At 36.6% G+C, this 16,729-nt stretch carries 20 protein-coding genes; 5 read left to right on the forward strand and 15 right to left on the reverse strand.

Annotated elements, in window-relative coordinates:
* Positions 1–50: 50 nt before the first annotated feature.
* Positions 51–548 carry a YwgA family protein gene (locus CUC15_RS17750; protein WP_114917949.1) on the reverse strand — a complete coding sequence of 166 codons (498 nt, stop codon included), beginning with the start codon at positions 546–548 and terminating at the stop codon, positions 51–53.
* 13 nt (positions 549–561) lie between these two features.
* A complete protein-coding gene (locus CUC15_RS17755; protein WP_114917950.1) occupies positions 562–1,857 on the reverse strand; it encodes an HD domain-containing protein in 1,296 nt (431 codons plus the stop codon).
* Positions 1,858–2,006: 149 nt separating this feature from the next.
* On the opposite strand from CUC15_RS17755, the gene CUC15_RS17760 reads away from it, so the two are divergent.
* Positions 2,007–2,855: a lipoate--protein ligase family protein gene (locus tag CUC15_RS17760; protein WP_114917951.1), complete on the forward strand. Its 849-nt coding sequence runs from the start codon at positions 2,007–2,009 to the stop codon at positions 2,853–2,855.
* A gap of 106 nt (positions 2,856–2,961) precedes the next feature.
* Here the strand turns inward: CUC15_RS17760 and pta are convergent, their stop codons facing one another.
* Positions 2,962–3,942, reverse strand: coding sequence for a phosphate acetyltransferase (pta, locus tag CUC15_RS17765; RefSeq protein ID WP_114917952.1), 981 nt, complete (start codon positions 3,940–3,942; stop codon positions 2,962–2,964).
* A gap of 227 nt (positions 3,943–4,169) precedes the next feature.
* Between pta and hemQ the strand changes: the two genes are divergently transcribed.
* The 3 genes from hemQ (at position 4,170) to CUC15_RS17780 (ending at position 5,914) form a co-directional block, all read left to right on the forward strand.
* Positions 4,170–4,919, forward strand: a complete 750-nt coding sequence (hemQ, locus tag CUC15_RS17770) for a hydrogen peroxide-dependent heme synthase (RefSeq protein WP_114917953.1) — start codon at positions 4,170–4,172, stop codon at positions 4,917–4,919.
* 147 nt (positions 4,920–5,066) lie between these two features.
* The gene (gene gerQ, locus CUC15_RS17775) at positions 5,067–5,543 is read left to right on the forward strand and encodes a spore coat protein GerQ (RefSeq protein WP_114917954.1); all 477 of its coding nucleotides are present in this window, start codon (positions 5,067–5,069) and stop codon (positions 5,541–5,543) included.
* A gap of 119 nt (positions 5,544–5,662) precedes the next feature.
* On the forward strand, positions 5,663–5,914 hold the full coding sequence (locus CUC15_RS17780; protein WP_114917955.1) for a hypothetical protein: 252 nt from the start codon (positions 5,663–5,665) through the stop codon (positions 5,912–5,914).
* Here CUC15_RS17780 and CUC15_RS17785 read toward each other — a convergent pair.
* The 11 genes from CUC15_RS17785 to CUC15_RS17830 form a co-directional block, all read right to left on the reverse strand.
* Positions 5,909–6,277 carry a DUF423 domain-containing protein gene (locus CUC15_RS17785; RefSeq protein WP_114917956.1) on the reverse strand — a complete coding sequence of 123 codons (369 nt, stop codon included), beginning with the start codon at positions 6,275–6,277 and terminating at the stop codon, positions 5,909–5,911. The genes CUC15_RS17780 and CUC15_RS17785 overlap by 6 nt on opposite strands.
* A gap of 20 nt (positions 6,278–6,297) precedes the next feature.
* Positions 6,298–6,588, reverse strand: a complete 291-nt coding sequence (locus CUC15_RS17790) for a YwdI family protein (protein ID WP_114917957.1) — start codon at positions 6,586–6,588, stop codon at positions 6,298–6,300.
* Positions 6,589–6,840: 252 nt separating this feature from the next.
* A complete protein-coding gene (locus CUC15_RS17795; protein WP_341457168.1) occupies positions 6,841–7,269 on the reverse strand; it encodes a GNAT family N-acetyltransferase in 429 nt (142 codons plus the stop codon).
* 63 nt (positions 7,270–7,332) lie between these two features.
* Positions 7,333–8,562: an erythromycin esterase family protein gene (locus CUC15_RS17800; protein ID WP_114917958.1), complete on the reverse strand. Its 1,230-nt coding sequence runs from the start codon at positions 8,560–8,562 to the stop codon at positions 7,333–7,335.
* Positions 8,563–8,782: 220 nt separating this feature from the next.
* The gene (locus CUC15_RS17805) at positions 8,783–8,998 is read right to left on the reverse strand and encodes a helix-turn-helix domain-containing protein (protein WP_114917959.1); all 216 of its coding nucleotides are present in this window, start codon (positions 8,996–8,998) and stop codon (positions 8,783–8,785) included.
* A 9-nt stretch (positions 8,999–9,007) separates the two neighbouring features.
* Entirely contained in the window at positions 9,008–9,484 is a 477-nt protein-coding gene (locus tag CUC15_RS17810) for a DUF2975 domain-containing protein (RefSeq protein ID WP_114917960.1), read from the reverse strand.
* 336 nt (positions 9,485–9,820) lie between these two features.
* Positions 9,821–10,324: a GNAT family N-acetyltransferase gene (locus CUC15_RS17815; RefSeq protein WP_341457169.1), complete on the reverse strand. Its 504-nt coding sequence runs from the start codon at positions 10,322–10,324 to the stop codon at positions 9,821–9,823.
* A gap of 73 nt (positions 10,325–10,397) precedes the next feature.
* On the reverse strand, positions 10,398–11,066 hold the full coding sequence (locus tag CUC15_RS17820) for a phosphatase PAP2 family protein (RefSeq protein WP_114917962.1): 669 nt from the start codon (positions 11,064–11,066) through the stop codon (positions 10,398–10,400).
* 173 nt (positions 11,067–11,239) lie between these two features.
* Positions 11,240–11,386, reverse strand: a complete 147-nt coding sequence (locus CUC15_RS20300; RefSeq protein WP_205317627.1) for a hypothetical protein — start codon at positions 11,384–11,386, stop codon at positions 11,240–11,242.
* Between the two features lie 194 nt (positions 11,387–11,580).
* Positions 11,581–11,883 (reverse strand): phasin family protein, encoded by a 303-nt coding sequence (locus CUC15_RS17825; RefSeq protein WP_114917963.1) that lies wholly within the window; start codon positions 11,881–11,883, stop codon positions 11,581–11,583.
* Positions 11,884–11,897: 14 nt separating this feature from the next.
* Positions 11,898–13,538, reverse strand: coding sequence for an ABC1 kinase family protein (locus CUC15_RS17830; protein ID WP_242985898.1), 1,641 nt, complete (start codon positions 13,536–13,538; stop codon positions 11,898–11,900).
* 655 nt (positions 13,539–14,193) lie between these two features.
* Between CUC15_RS17830 and CUC15_RS17835 the strand changes: the two genes are divergently transcribed.
* Positions 14,194–15,549 (forward strand): YjiH family protein, encoded by a 1,356-nt coding sequence (locus CUC15_RS17835; protein ID WP_205317628.1) that lies wholly within the window; start codon positions 14,194–14,196, stop codon positions 15,547–15,549.
* 40 nt (positions 15,550–15,589) lie between these two features.
* On the opposite strand, the gene CUC15_RS17840 is transcribed toward CUC15_RS17835, so the two are convergent.
* Positions 15,590–16,582, reverse strand: coding sequence for an acyltransferase family protein (locus CUC15_RS17840; protein ID WP_114917965.1), 993 nt, complete (start codon positions 16,580–16,582; stop codon positions 15,590–15,592).
* Between the last annotated feature and the right edge of the window lie 147 nt (positions 16,583–16,729).

Consider the following 16,729-nt stretch of genomic DNA (forward strand, 5'->3'; position numbering starts at 1 on the left):
AAAGCTAGTTATTTACCTAAATTGTAACATATGCACCTATAACAGAATTATTACGATTGCGTGATTTCCTTAATAAAGCTTATTGCTTCTTCGATTTCATCCTCACTAAATTTCTGCTTTGGCTTAACTGTGTGCACTTTTTCAATCGTTTCCTTAATCGGTAAGTCATCGAAATAAAGCATCGTAGAAACAAGTTCTAAGAAGCGTGAGCTCCTTGCCTTCAGCATGTCCACCTTATTTTGATAACTTGGCATATCCAAATTAAATTGCTCTAAAAAGGCTTCACCATCCGTTGTAATCGTGTAATTATACTGGAAATAATTACTTTTATCTTCCTTCACTTCATCTAAAAATCCAAAATTGCAGAGCTCCTCGACACGTAATGTGAGCTCCTCTGAATACGGGCCATAAACATGAAAATGGTACTTTTCCTCAAATGGAATATTGCATTTCTGCAAAATATAAATCATCTTTTGCAGCTTCTTCCGGCCTGTCACCCCATCAGCCATCGAAAAAAACTGCATGATTTTTGCATGATTGGTTAACAAATTTGTTCTCTCCTTAATTATATAAAATCTCTTTCATCCGTTGTTTAATCCCGTCATCCGTAAGCGCCTCAATCCGATCTTTCGGAAAATAGAGCTTGTGATCTGTCCGTCTTTTTCCTGAGATTGCTTCCACAATATCAGACTGTCTGGAAAGTTCTTTTACCTCACCATCCGGCATTAATAAATTTATTGGAAGTCGCTCTCCCTCTTCACCAGGTCGATAGAAGTCATAAGGCAAATCAGAGGAAGAATCGAGCACAAGATAATATTCTGGATCGATCCCAGCTTCAACGAATAATCTTGATAGCTCCATCCACTTATCTATCGGTTGATTTGGTGTATATTCGACATATTTGAATAAATGACGATTCATGAAACGTGCACATAAATCACGTAATATCTCGTCATTCTCATCCTGCCATTGCTGGAAGTAATAAAAAACAATCGAATCATCAAGCTTCAGATAATCCGCAAGCTTTACATCTTCATTGAAAAATGAAAGAAAATGCTTTGGTTCAAGCTTGAAAGTAAAGTCTTCTGCTTCAAACAACACCTTTGCACGCAGCAAAATTTTCGACAGAATAACCTCAGCGCTTCTCGTCACAGGATGAAAGTATACTTGCCAATACATTTGGTAGCGACTCATAATATAATCTTCCACCGCATGCATCCCTGTTGACTTAATGACCACTTGATCCTCGATTGGACGCATGACACGTAAAATCCGCTCCATATCAAAATGACCGTAGCTCACCCCTGTAAAGTAGGCATCCCGCTGCAGGTAATCCATACGGTCTGCATCAATTTGGCTGGAAATTAAACTAACAACTAATTTATCCTTATATGTCTTTGCAATAACATCCGCAACATCTCTGGAAAAACCAGGGTTTACCCGTTCCAATACTTTATTAATGTTTGTGTCACCAACAATAATCTGCTGGGTAAAGTATTCATGGTCGAGCTTGAACACTTTTTCAAAAGAATGCGAGAAAGGTCCATGTCCTAAGTCATGCAATAACGCCGCACATAAACAGAGTAGACGCTCCTCTTTATTCCAATGTGGACGATCCTGGAAATTACTAATAATTCTTCTAACGATTTCGTAAACACCTAGTGAATGATTAAATCTGCTATGTTCCGCGCCATGAAACGTCAAATTCGTTGTTCCTAGTTGTTTGATTCGTCGCAGCCGCTGAAATTCCGGGGTTGCGATTAAATCCCAAACAACCCTATCCCTCACGTGAACATAACGGTGGACAGGGTCTTTGAAAACTTTCTCCTCAGATAATTGTTCATCTCTATATGCCATTATTCCCCATCCGTTCTTTTTTCGACAATTTTATTATATGATGTAATTATATTATAGTTATAGAGAAACTTCCATTAACGACATTAATTTGTAACACTTCATTTATGGAAGTCAGCGATGCTGAAATATTTTTAAAAAAGAGGGACATTATGAAAAATTGGCATGAAGTCATTACCCATGAAACTTTTAGATATGTGGATCATTCTATTGAAAAAAAAATAAATTCAAAACCAAATACTGCTTTAACATCATTCGCTGTGGATGATGCACTTGCGACATGCGTAAGCAATGGGGAATCTGCACCTGTGATGCGATTATGGGTTCACCCTAAAACTGTCGTACTTGGAATACCAGATGCAAAGCTACCCTATATCGATGAGGGAGTGCCATTTTTAACGCAGCAAGGCTATCATACTGTCATAAGAAATTCTGGCGGACTTGCGGTCGTATTGGATGAGGGGGTGCTCAATCTTTCGCTCGTCATTCCAGGTGTACATGATCTCTCTATTCATGACTGTTATGAAGCGATGGTTAGCTTTGTCCAATATATGCTTCGTGATCTAACAGATAAAATTGAAGCATATGAAATTGTTGGCTCTTATTGCCCTGGTGATTACGATTTAAGTATTAATGGCAAGAAATTTGCAGGGATCTCACAGAGAAGAATCAAAGATGGTGCAGCAATCCAAATTTACTTAGATGTGGAGGGGAATAGCGAGGAACGCGCCTCCCTCATTCGCGATTTTTACAAAATTAGTAAAAAAGAGGAACAAACCAAATTCGTCTACCCTACAGTAGACCCTGATGTGATGGCATCTTTATCAGAGTTACTTGGCCAGAAATTAACTGTCGAGGAAATGAAAGAGCGCGTACATTCTGCTTTAGAGAATTTCAGTAAAGAGATTGTGGTTCAGGACTTTAGTGATAGTGAGCTCGAGGTATTCGAAAAAAGATACATCCAGATGATTAAGCGGAATGAGAAGATAGCTCAGATGTAGGCGGATGTTTGGACAGGACCTAAACGATCCATCTCCACACCCACTCACATCAAAAAGTGCTTGTACCAAAGCTTTTACCCTAGTACAAGCACTTTTATATACAGTATTATTCAGCTGCTACTGCCTGAGATGCAGTAATGATTGCTAAGTTATACACATCTTCAGCATTACACCCGCGTGATAGGTCATTAACTGGTTTGTTTAATCCTTGTAAAATAGGACCAACAGCTTCGAATCCACCTAGACGTTGTGCTATCTTATAGCCGATGTTTCCTGCTTCTAGACTTGGGAAAACAAATACGTTTGCATCCCCTTTGATTACTGAATCTGGAGCTTTTTTCTCTGCAACACTTGGTACGAATGCAGCGTCAAATTGGAATTCACCATCAATTACAAGTGAGGAATCTTTTTCTTTTGCAAGCTTCAATGCATCTGCAACTTTTTCTGTTTCCTCCGATTTTGCTGACCCTTTCGTTGAGAAACTAAGCATTGCAACACGTGGATCAATATCAAATAGTTTAGCAGTTACAGCACTCTCTGCTGCGATTTCGGCTAAATCCTGGCTGTCAGGAGCTATATTGATTGCACAGTCAGCAAACACATATTTCTCATCATCACGAACCATGATGAATACTCCTGAAGTTTTCTTAAGACCTTCTTTTGTTTTAATGATTTGTAATGCAGGGCGAACAGTATCTGAAGTTGAATGTGCAGCACCACTTACTAAACCATCTGCTTTATCCATATAAACAAGCATAGTTCCGAAATAGTTTTCATCAAGAAGGATCTTACGTGCATCCTCTTCTGTTGCTTTCCCTTTACGGCGCTCAACAAATGCCGCAACCATTGCATCGAATTCAGCGTAATCTGCTGAATCAATTATTGTAAGTGAAGAAACGTCTGCACCAACTGCTTCCGCTTTCTTACTAACTTCTTCTTTATTTCCAATTAAAATTGGCTCCACAATTCCTTCTGCACTTAGTTTACTAGCAGCAGTCAGAATTCGTTCATCTAATCCTTCTGGAAATACGATTTTTTTATTTTTCGATGATACTTTAGATGTTAATTGATCAAATAGCTGGCTCATCTTTTACCCTCCAATTTTGAATTGCTAAATCTAGCACACACTAATGATATAGGAATTAGATTGTAATTTAAAGCAAATACATTTTCACAGAAAATTTTTGACAAAGAATCGACAACTGTCTAGAATAACTGGAAAGCAGGATGCTTTACTATGATTAGGTTACCCCAATTATGCTATAGTAAAAACAGGCACAAAATAAGTTTTTTTAAATACAAGGAGTGATTATCTTGGCTGAAGCAGTAATAACCATGGACGGTTGGTGTACACTGCATGATACACGTACATTTGACTGGGCTTCATGGAAAATGACATCGGAACAAGAAAGATCTGAAGCAATTGCAGAATTTGATCAATTAATGTCAAAATGGGAAAAGACTGAAGATGAGAAAAACGGAAGTCAATCCCTATATAAAGTAGTTGGAAATAAAGCGGATTTACTGTTTATTTTCCTGCGCCCGTCAATGGACGAGCTTGAGGAAATCAAAAGGGAAATAAATAAATCAAAAATAGGTGACTATTTAATACCTGGATATTCTTATGTATCAATCGTTGAGATGACAATGCATAATCCAATGGATGAAGGAAAAGACCGTGTACTAGATCCGAAAGTGGAAGCTCGCTTGAAACCAATTTTGCCAAAGTGGGAGCATGCTTGTTTCTATCCGATGGCTCGTCGTCGCACCGAAGAAGCAAATTGGTTTGAGATAGATAAAGCAGAAAGAACGAGATTGCTTTATGACCATGGAATGACTGGCCGTAAATATGCAGGTAAAGTGAGAGAAATCATCACAGGCTCGATTGGACTTGATGAATGGGAGTGGGGCGTAACCTTATTTGCTCATGATCCATTACAATTCAAGAAAATCGTTTACGAAATGCGGTTTGATGAAGTAACAACCAAATATGCTGAGTTTGGCGATTTTATTGTTGGTAATTATTTAGCAAAAGAAGCAGTTGCAACCTACTTCGAACTATAAAATAATCTGTAAAAGCCATGCTGTTTTTAAAACAGCATGGCTTTTTTTAGTTATTATTTTCTTTATCCTCACATACATATAATTATTGAGTTAAGCAAAGTAAAAGGTAAAGCTTAAATGAAACACAATAATTAGGAGGTTTTTTATATGAGCGAGAATCAAGAAAGTTCAAACCAGAATTCAAATCAAATTCCAAGCCAGCAGCAGTTTTCAAGCCAAAATCCATACCAGCCATTCCCATACTACTATTACCCACAAACATCACAAGCATATTATCCAGCATTTCCAACGAGACAGTTCCCAACACCATCACAACAACCGAGTCAAACTACAGGGGGACAAGGGCAACTCCCTATGCAGCAATCTTACATTGAAAACATTTTACGCTTGAATCGCGGAAAGCTTGCAACGGTTCACATGACCTTCGAAGGTGGCCATCAGAAAACGTTTAGAGGAATTATTGAGGCTGCCGGTCGTGATCATTTAATCTTAAGCGAATCTGGAACAGGAAGACGCGTTCTGCTGCTGATGGTGTACCTGGATTACGTTACATTTGACGAGGAAATTAACTATGCATATCCATTCGGAAGCGGTCAGCAATTAACTACTCAGCAACCTAGATAATTCGACTGCACTTATGTTAGCAGGAAATTATTTATCATTTCTTATTCTATGAGAAAGGATGACACAGCAATCCTATTGTGTCATCCTTTTCATACATTTCTATACTAAGGAGCGATAACATGCGACACCCCTATGAAAAGTTTGTCAGAATCGAACTTATTTCACTTGTTATTGTTATCCTATTTGGCATAATCGGACTTATTCAAGGATTCCTAATCCTTGTCTTCTTCTCTTTCTATCTCATAGCCCTGAGCCTAGTTTGTGACGGTCTTCTTCATCTATACTTCCGTAACTCACAGCAAGCTGGCAAACAAATTCTTCGTGCCGTAGTGCTATTTATCTTTGCAACCTATCTTCTGTTTGCTTTATAAATTTCTCATTACAGCAGTTCCAAGCAGAACCCAGCCAATTAAAAATGCTACCCCACCAATTGGTGTAATCATGCCAAAGGTCTTAACTGATGTAACGGAATAAAGATAAAGACTTCCAGAAAATATAATAATACCTACTAAGAACATCCACCCTGCCCACTGAAGGCCGCCACTCTGGAACTTAGCTAAAAGCAGTCCTGTAACAAATAATGCCATCGTATGGAACATTTGATAATCAACAGCAGTATTCCATGTACCAATTTGCTTTTCAGCAACTTTTCCTTCTAGACCATGGGCACCAAAAGCCCCTAGTGCAACCGCAATAAATCCATTAATTGCCCCTAAAATTAAAAATAATTTCATAACTGATTATTCCTCCCTAATCAAAAATCAAAAATAGAGCCACCATTTGCTTCTTCCTCATCATCAATTGCAGTCTTTTTTAATTGGCCTTGGTTGCCAATCATTGCCTTCAGCTCTTCCTCAGAAATCTCATTAGAAACCTTATGCTTCGTTATAACTGCAGGCGCCCGCTCTTCTTCTATAAATAAATCACATAATACCTTCACATTCGAAATGTGACGTACCATTGTATCGTGATTATGCTGGTTTTCCTTTGCCATATTTAATTCATTGATCATCTTTTTTAATATCGTATTATTTTCAACTGCCAATCAAACCACTCCTCAAATTAGAAAACTAAGGTTTAACCAAGCCTTTAGGTGACATCCTTAGTTGCACTTATGAAGTAAGAAAGCTTTTATACTTCTTAGCTACCAAAACTTTAAAGCTCGTTCTATTATAGCATGATTGATTTGGGATTTAATAATAATAGGGATTAAGAGGTTAGAGTGATGATTAGCTCTCATAGCTTTAGTAGCATGCTAAATTTATTATTAATATGCAAACTGGAAAAGTAGGTTTACTCATGATAATTGTTTATAGAATCCTGTAGCTTTGCCTTCAAACCCTCTATTCGTATAAAAATTATGAGCTTCGTTTCTTTCGTTTCGATTTCCACTATTCAATACTAAGCGATTAGCTCCTCGTTCCTTCGCCCATTCTTCAGCTGCTAGAATTAACGCTGCACCGATACCTTGTCTTCTGTACTCGGAACCAACAACCAATGCTACAATCCGTACATAGTTTCCATTCTTCTCATAATGAAAACCTAATGTCATACCAATCATCCCAACAATAACACCATCATTTTCAGCTACTTGTGTGTTATATAAAGGATTCAAATGTATCTTTGAAAAGCGCTGTTCCATTTCCTCTTTCGTTGTTGGATAGCCTAATTCTCCCATCAAAACCGCCAATTGACTTATATCATTTTCTTTAGCTTTTCTAATCAATATTTCCCCTCCTAATATTAGAAAAAACAATTCTTGCTGACTCTCTATCATTTAAGACTTATTTTACAAATAATGTGGTGGTGATACTTCTTTAACAAAGAATATGCCATCAAGCTGTTTCCTCGGAATAATAAAGGCTTGCATCATGCCAGACTCCAAGATCACAGTACTTCGAGATATCCATTTATTCACTCTATTTAGCGAAATCTTTGAGAGGTCAAAAAATGATACTGGAGCAGGATTATGATTCATATAATCTTCCAGACTATTCTTTGGTGGTTTTACTAGCTTTTGAGTCACTTTCTTATCAAACGCAACTTCCCCCTGATACATAAACAGACCTAGATAATAGGATTGTCTTTCCAATTTTGGACTCATTAAGGATCCCATCGGCTTATAGCTGCTTGTCACATTTTTATAAATATGGCTATTATGCGCCCAGACAATAATTTTTTCGTTTGGATAGAGTTCATTACAAATCCACTCTAAGTTTTTTGCCATAACTTGATCACGTATCTTTAAGTAGTCTTTACTTCGAGCAGCTAAATGGTTGAAAAAGAGTTGTCTGTTTTCTAATATTTTCAGAAGGACAGCATATTCCTTGCTCAATTCATTACGCTCAAATTCCCTTTTTAAGTATTTTAGCATCGTTTGCAGATGAATAATTAGCTTCTCTTGCTCTTTTTTTGCCTTTAAGTATTTGTTTAGTATTTCTTTGGGAACCTTTTTCCTTGAGGCTTTATATACGCCAAGCTGTTCATACCAGAATATTGCAGTTTTTTCTACCTTATGTATACTCCTAATAAATTCAGAAGGAAAGTTAATATTTAATTGATTGATAAACACTGCAATCGAACTTTTTTTCACAGATGGCTGCATATCAAAGCCAATAAGGTTCAAATCATCATTTTGTCTGATTAATTCAAATAATGGATAGGTTTCTTCTGATTTCCACAAAGAGAAGATTGATTTATCCATTAATTCTTTCACTGAAAGAGTCTCTTTTACATAATTTGAACTATAACTTTCACCTAAGCCACTCTCAAATGCGATTACTTTAAATCCCATTTGATGATACAAAAAATGAATAATCTTCGTCTTTAATAGACTGTGCTCAGCAATGCCATGGCCGTTTTCACCGAGCCAAACGACCCGCTTATTCTTTAATACCTTTTCTAAAAATTTGAAGTCATCTCCATTGCATTCCGTTAAGGATTCTATACCAAAGGAATGCTCCTTTACCCAATCCGTAGCCTTCTTATATTTCTTACTCCCTAATTGAAAGAATGACATTTTTGCCCCCCTAGAAATAGCGATATAAAATAAAGTCACGCAATATCTGAAAAAATCACGTATTTAAATAATTGCTAGTACTATTACATACGGATCAAAGCAATAAAAGTTTCATAGCTTGTTGCATAAATTCTTTACACGAACTTCTCCCAAGTTTTCTTGTTTATCACGCTTCTATGAATATGATTATTATTAATTTGACCCCACACACCCAACATTATTAAAGCTCGGAGGTACCTTGATATTCAAGAATATCTCCTGGTTGACATTCCAATGCCTTACATATCCCCTCTAAAGTTGAAAAACGAATAGCTTTTGCCTTTCCATTTTTCAAAATTGAGAGGTTGGACATTGTGATACCAACCTTTTCTGAAAGCTCGGTAACACTCATTTTCCGTTTTGCTAACATCACGTCAATATTAATGATAATTGCCATATTTTCACCTCAAACTGTTAAATCATTTTCCGATTTCATATCAATCGCATTTTTAAGCAATCTCTTTAGTGTCAATGCAAAAACTGCAATAATAGTGGAGGCAAATGTAATGCTAAGGCCCAAAATTGCGATGCCAGGATGCAGTGCATTTTGTATGAAGAGCAGTATTCCACCAATTACATATAAAACACTAATTGTTAAAGCACAATATGTTACATACTTTAATGCCTTTACAGACAGATTCGAGAATGCATTATTATTATCAATAAAGTTTAAAAGTCTTAATGCTTGATACAATGCAAAGAAGAATGGGATTGCCGTTACGTATAAACCGATTAATACAAGGTATTCCAAATAGGCCAAATCAGGGGCGATGACTGCCGCTTCATACGCTAGCCTTGGCAACAAGATAATGGACAAGACAAGCACAATAATTCCAATTAGAAATACAGATAGCTTTAAAAAGATTGTTGATCCTCGATTCATAAAGAGCACCTCACTAATTAATTGATAATTTCATCTTAATACACTATTTGTTGATTATCAATAAATTTTTGTTGTTTTAATGATGTTTTCAGAAGATACCTAAGGTTTACCCTTGAATATTGATGACCAGAATGTAATCCACCATTGCATACTAAGCCAGGCTGATCTGTAATTGTGTAAAAAGCCAATCCCCGCAGTATAAGGAATTGACTTTGACAATTACAGATTCAACTATTACATCTTATCTTGCTTTGAATTTCAGGTATTTAATAAATTGAAACTTCAATCCAGTAGAATGTTAACCCTTTTAATTAGCCATCACTACATTTGTATAAGCTAAATCTCCCGTTTATATCTTAATGATATTGCATGATCTTCAGGACGACTTTCATATGACTGCATTTCACTTTGATAAATAAAACCCTTTGCTTCATAAAAAGGAATCCCCAGGTAGTTGTCTTTTTGAACGGATACCCATTGTTCCTTTGCACCGAAATCCTTCTGCTGCTCAGTGATTGCTTGCAGTATTTTTGACCCGATTCCTTCATTACGTCTATCAGGCTCTATGTATAGTACAAATAATTCTCCTGTTTTCTCTCCAGTCATACCTCCGCCGCCAGCACCGATAACACATCCGTCCTCTAACGCAACAAAATAGCCACCCCAATAACGGCTTTGCTCTGTCACTTCCTTATGTACTCGATTTTCATTAAAGAATTCTTCACATCTTCTATCAATATATTCCTTTGTCAAAATATCTTGGGAAGTTATTCGATATGCCCTTGTACAAACATCAACTATTCCTTGAACATGTTTCTCATTAGCTAGTTGAACAATCATCAGCTTTTACCCCCAGTTCACATTAACTCACATTTTACAGAGATGATTATTCTAATCTACTCATCAAACTTTGTTACTTTTCTCTGCTGCCCATTCGCTTCTTTTCAACCTGTCTATCTCTATATTTCTGAAAGAGCCATATCACGACCGTTAACCAAAAACCGCTAACACAATATCCAGCAATAATATCACTCGGATAGTGTACCCCAAGATAAATTCTGCTTATGCCAATCAGAATAATAAATAGGCTGCTAAATAATATTAAAATCGCACGTCCAATTCTATTTGGCATATGTCGCCATAATAGAAATGCTAAAACACCATAAAATGCAAGTGCATTCATTGCGTGACCACTAGGAAAACTATAGCCACCAATTTCAATTAGTCGATGGAACTCTGGACGCGCTCGCTGAAAGAATTGTTTTAATAGCCCGTTTAGGATTGGTGTACTAATAACAACAGCCAAGAGTGTAATGATTTCCAATCGATGCTTCAAAACAATATATAGGAGTAGGGCGACAATCAGCATAATAACAATCATAGACTTATATGAGCCGATGAAGGTGAAAAATTTCATAATCGCTGTTAGGCTTGATGCCTCGAATCCTTGAATAAAGCTAATGAGATTATGGTCAAACACCGTTATTCTTTGGTTGGATATGAAAATCACCATCAAACTGAAGCCGATAATCGAAACCAGGCAGATAATGAGAGCAGTAAATGAATGTTTTTGTAATCTCATGTTGAAAAACTCCTTGGAATCATGTTCAAGTGTTAGTATGTACTAAGAAGATAAATTCTCTCTCAAAATAGGCTGCATTAGCTAATTGCGCAATCAAATAAAAAGCCTTGGACATTTCCAAGACTTGAAGCACATACATATCTCGCAATCAAGAGTTACTTTTAAAATTTATGTTAAATAGTATAATATTCTAGTTTTGTCTCCTGCTGCTCCTCAATATAGCGTTTATACATCCATTGCAAAAATTTCACTTCATCTTCCTGCAACTGCCTACCAAGCTTCTTTTTTGTATCCTCATATACTTGTAAAAAGCTCTTCATCCGCCGACTCCCCCTATACTGATGATCCTCAGGTAAGTTAATAGGTCAATTGTAACCTATAAAATGCGCAAAATCAAGATTGTTTTTGAATTGGGCGAATGTACAGATAACATTTTTTTAAAAACTGTTGCTTTCTTTCCCGCTAAAAAAGTGAAGAGAGCCCAACTTGAACAGGCTCTTCTTCACTTTAGAGTTTATTTTTCATCATGTAACTCCACTTCTAATTTTGCAATACGAGCTTGCAATTCCGCAATATCCTCTTTTGTTGCAATACCTAGTTCATCTATCATTTTCTGGGTCTGTTCCTTTTGCTTCGAACTCCACTCATTTTTCTTCATATCGCCTTTTTCAATGAAGTTATTCATCACTGTTTTTGCTTGTTCCTGTGACAGCTCATTCTTGTCAACGAGTTCTTTTAACTTCTGTTCTAATTTCTCTTTTCCACTGACTGCAGCACCTAATCCTAATAAGAAACCTTTTCTTAGAAAATCACTCATCTAATCCATCCTCCTTATTTTCTAGATCGAATCATTCGGTAATGCATAACCAAGATAATATTGATTAATATTAAAAATACCCCTATTAACGATAATCCTATTATTCCTATACTCTCTAGTGCCAAACTAAATCCGTAAACAGCAATTACGATGCCTATTACCATCATAATAAATGAAATACTCTCGATAAGTAAATAAAAATGATGCCGCAGTCGGTAATATTCTTTTTCTTTATCCCATGTTCTATTCTTTTCCCCACTTTCCAGAAAACCTAACAATGCTCTTGGATAGGATAAGATAGGTTCACTGGCATTCTTCGCATATTGCTTCGTAATCGACTTGATGATCGTTCCTGCGCCAAACCAATCTTTAATTTTTGGTTTAGCCCATTTAATAATATCTGTCTCTGGATTTATCGCAAACAGTATTCCAGCCACAATAGCTATAGCACGAATTAAATATGCATAATCAGCAGGCAATTGAATCGGTTGTTCTTTTATAATGACTCTAATTTCTTCTATTAGCTTTTCCATTGTTTTAGAGTTGAAATTTTTTATTGAACCATTCTGATACAATTCAACCGTTTCTTTAATAACCTTCTTTAGTTTTTTCTTATCTGCATTTGGTAAAATGAAGTTCATTTTATCTAAGCAGTCGACAACAATGTCATAATTATCGATAATAAACCCTTGAACAAGTACTTTGAATTGCTCTGTATCCCGCTTTTTAATTTCACCAATCATACCGAAATCAATAATCGCGATTGTTCCATCTTTTTGCATTAAAATGTTTCCCGCATGTGGATCCGCATGAAACTTCCCAGGATTCATAAATTGATCCATGTAAAAGTCAAATAATACCTTTGTCGTTTGTTCAATATTAATACGATGAGATCTCATAAAGCCTATGTCTGTAATCTTTGCCCCTTCTATCCACTCCATTACAAGCACTTTGTCCGTGCTTAATGACTCGATATAAAATGGGATATGAATGGTCTGATTATCCTGATATCTCTCCTTGAAATACTTTCCGAAAGCTAATTCCTGTTTAAAATCCAGCTCGCGATCCATCACATAAACTAATTCACTATATAATGCTTTTAAATCGGCTTTTTTTCCGAAATTTGTAAAAACCTTTAATATCCAAAAGACAATGCGTAAAGCAATAAAGTCCTTATGAAAAACTTCTTCTATTCGTTTACGCCGAACTTTAATTGCTACTGCTGTTCCATCCTTTAATACTGCGCGATATACTTCACCAATTGAAGCAGAAGCAATAGAAGATTTAGTAATACTCTTTAAATGTACATCTATAGTGGTTCTCCACTCTTTTTCGAGCATTTTTTCCGCATAATCAAACGGCATTGGCGGTACATGGTCAACCAATTTTGCAAGCTCCCGAATAAATACTTCCGGCATGAAATCCGTTCTCGTGCTTAGAAATTGACCAACTTTAATTAAAACGCCGCCAAGTCTCTCGGCCTTCACCCGATATTCTTTAGCCATTTTCGCTAGAAGTCGATCCCATTTATACTTTGTCTTATTATCCCATATACTATGTCTGAAATAGAAAAAGTATATCTTAAAAATAAACTTAATTGCCATCCAGACAATGACAATACACCGGTAAATTAGATTATATTTTAAAGTCTTCATCAAGAAACACCTCATCCTACTTTACCCAATTTCTAACATTTCTATTATTAACATAACGCATCGAATCTGCATTGTACAACTTAAAAAGGCTTAGGCTGTTTTCTAAAATGTGACCGTGGTTGCTCGACCCAACAGGAATTCCAATACTTTTTAGAAAAATGAGTTGCCACCTAGTTTTAAGGTAACTGCCTTAGTTGCACCTATGCAGTGAGGAATTTTCTACTGTCTTAACTGTCAGGTGATTTATTGTTATTGAGAATTCGATCTAAAGTGCTGTCAAATGACAAATGTGATTTCAGATTAGGACAGTTGTCGCTACCCACAAAAATCTTTATTCCTTCACTAAAATAAGACGAATAGTTAATCGGTAAGTAGTTCTTATGTCTCTAGATTCAGTCTTTCCCCAGCGGAAGAAATACGCGAAGATTCATGCGGGAAGAAGAGCCTAGGTGAGACTCTGAAGTGCGTAAGCATAAAGAGGCTCACCAGCTCCCCTAAGGTGAGCGAAGTATATTTCTGGAGCGAGCGGCCTGAGAGAAATCTCTTAACTAGGTTAGTCCGCATTTTTATAAATAGCGCTATACAAGTCAAAAATAAACTTGAATACTATTTCGTTTTTATGTATAATTATACACTGTGTTTATGGAGATAGAATATGGAGGACATTATGAAAAACTATCGTTTAATCGATCATATAAAATTTATTATTCCTTCTTTAATAGGAATTTTCTTATTTATCATACCCGTTAAAACGAGCACTGGCTTTACTATTCCAATTGCTGTTTTGTCCAATTGGGTACAGGAACTGCTCGCAGATCAATTATCGGCAATCATGATGGGCATCATTGTTATTACAGCAATCATGACTGTTATTATAAAAATTACTGGCCGTGATGCATTTCAAAAGACACCTTTCTTCCAGCAATTATTTGATGTCAATACTTTCTGGTCTATCATTAGAGTTGTTGCAGCTATTTTCGCTGTAATGGTCTTTTTCCAAGTTGGACCGGAAGCGATAATCGGTGAAGACACTGGTCAAACCTTGTTAGATAGCCTGCTGCATGTGCTATTTGCTGTATTTCTGTTTGCGGGATTATTTTTACCATTATTAATGAACTTCGGGTTATTGGAATTATTCGGGACGTTAATGCGAAATGTTATGCGCCCGTTATTCAAATTGCCTGGGCGCTCTTCAATTGATGCATTGGCATCTTGGATTGGTGATGGGACCATTGGCGTATTACTTACTAGTAAGCAGTACGAGGAAGGATTCTATACTAAACGTGAGGCTGCTGTTGTTGGGACAACCTTTTCCGTTGTTTCCATTACCTTTTCCTTAGTCGTTATAGAGCAGGTCGGTCTCCCGCATCTGTTTGTGCCTTTCTATTTAACCATTCTAATTGCGGGAATTATCGCTGCACTCATCATGCCACGTATCCCACCGTTATCCAAAAAAGGAGATACGTATATAAATGAATCAGTGGACGAAGTAGATGAAACCATTCCTAATGGGTACAATTCATTGACATATGGATATACGAAAGCATTGAAACGTGCGAAAAAGGAAACAAGTATTTATAAGTTTTTTAAAGAAGGCGGGCAAAACATCTTAGATATGTGGATGGGTGTTGCACCAATCGTAATGGGAATTGGTTTAGCTGCACTGATTATTGCTACCTATACACCTGTCTTTCAATGGTTGGGATTACCGTTCATTCCATTACTAGAAATAATGCAAATTCCATATGCAGCGGAAGCTTCTGAAACAATTCTAATTGGCTTTGCCGATATGTTCCTGCCAGCAATCATTGGTTCGGGGATCGAGGCAGATATTACTCGATTTATTATCGCTGCGTTGTCAGTCACACAGCTAATCTATATGTCTGAGATAGGTGGATTGATTCTCGGTTCAAAGATCCCTGTCTCTTTCCTTGATTTAGTCGTCATCTTCTTATTACGGACGATTATTACATTACCAATAATCACGTTGATTGCACATTTAATATTCTAATGACATGAAAAAAAGTGGGGAAAAATCATCCCCACTTTTTTTATATTTCTCTTAATGTATTTTTTATAATTGTAGCCTTTCCTTCAATGAGCGGCTGCCAAATTCCAAGAATCGGTCTGCTTGAAAGCACAATTACAATAATTGCCGATAACCCAGCAATTCCTAATAGGTCTACAACATTGTTAACCTCAAACAAATCGGCTTGACGGAAAAACTGAATGAAGAATCCATGTAGCAGATAGACATACAATGTCCGCCCTCCAAGACTTGTTACCCATCCTAAGTTTTTCGTCGGAACCCAGGCCAATATGCTCGTAACCATTATAGCCGCAGTTATATAAACAGAGAGTCTCGCTAATCCGCCATAATCCTCCATACCTAAATCACCATAGGATTTAGATGCTAAGAGCCAGCCTGAGTTAAAGTCTGGCGCATAGTATAATGCTGCCGCTAGCCCCGCCATGATAACGAGAGAAGTCACTTTCACACTCTTTCGTTTCACTTGCAGAATTTGCTTTTCTGTTAACCAATAACCAATTAGGAAAAACGGGAAAAATACAAAGGTTCGCGACAGGCTAAAGGTATGGCCAATATCACCGAAATAACCGACAACTAATCCAACTGCAACTGATAGTGTTATCCCTACACCAATTGGCATTTTTTTAAATAATATCAGCAGCATATGCCAGCTGAATAAACTAAATAAGAACCATAATGACCATTGTGGATCAAAAATCCCTGCTTGCCAGCTTTCCCTTCCAAGCAGGAAATAAAATAACGTATATAAAATCTGGAAAATTAGATATGGCAGTAATAATTTTTGCGCAAGTTTCATAATGTAGCCTTTATCCCCTGAACCCTTTGCAAAGAATCCTGAAAGCAATATAAAAGCCGGCATATGAAATGTGTAAATCCACATATATAATGTGTGAAGCCCTCTTGATCCATCTATAAAAGGCTGAAGCATGTGACCAAATACAACTAAAAAAATCAAAAGCACTCTTGCATTATCAAAAAATGCATTTCTTTTCATTATTTCTCATCCCTTTATATTAAATCATAGTTATACACTATTTACTTTACCCCTTTTTATTAAAAATTACTTAAAAAACGAAAGAACTTAATTGGAATGAAATAAAATTGTAAGTGAGATGAAATGATGATATATCGCTGTAACCTG

Origin of the sequence: Oceanobacillus zhaokaii (assembly GCF_003352005.1) — a bacterium.
Taxonomy (GTDB): domain Bacteria; phylum Bacillota; class Bacilli; order Bacillales; family Amphibacillaceae; genus Oceanobacillus; species Oceanobacillus zhaokaii.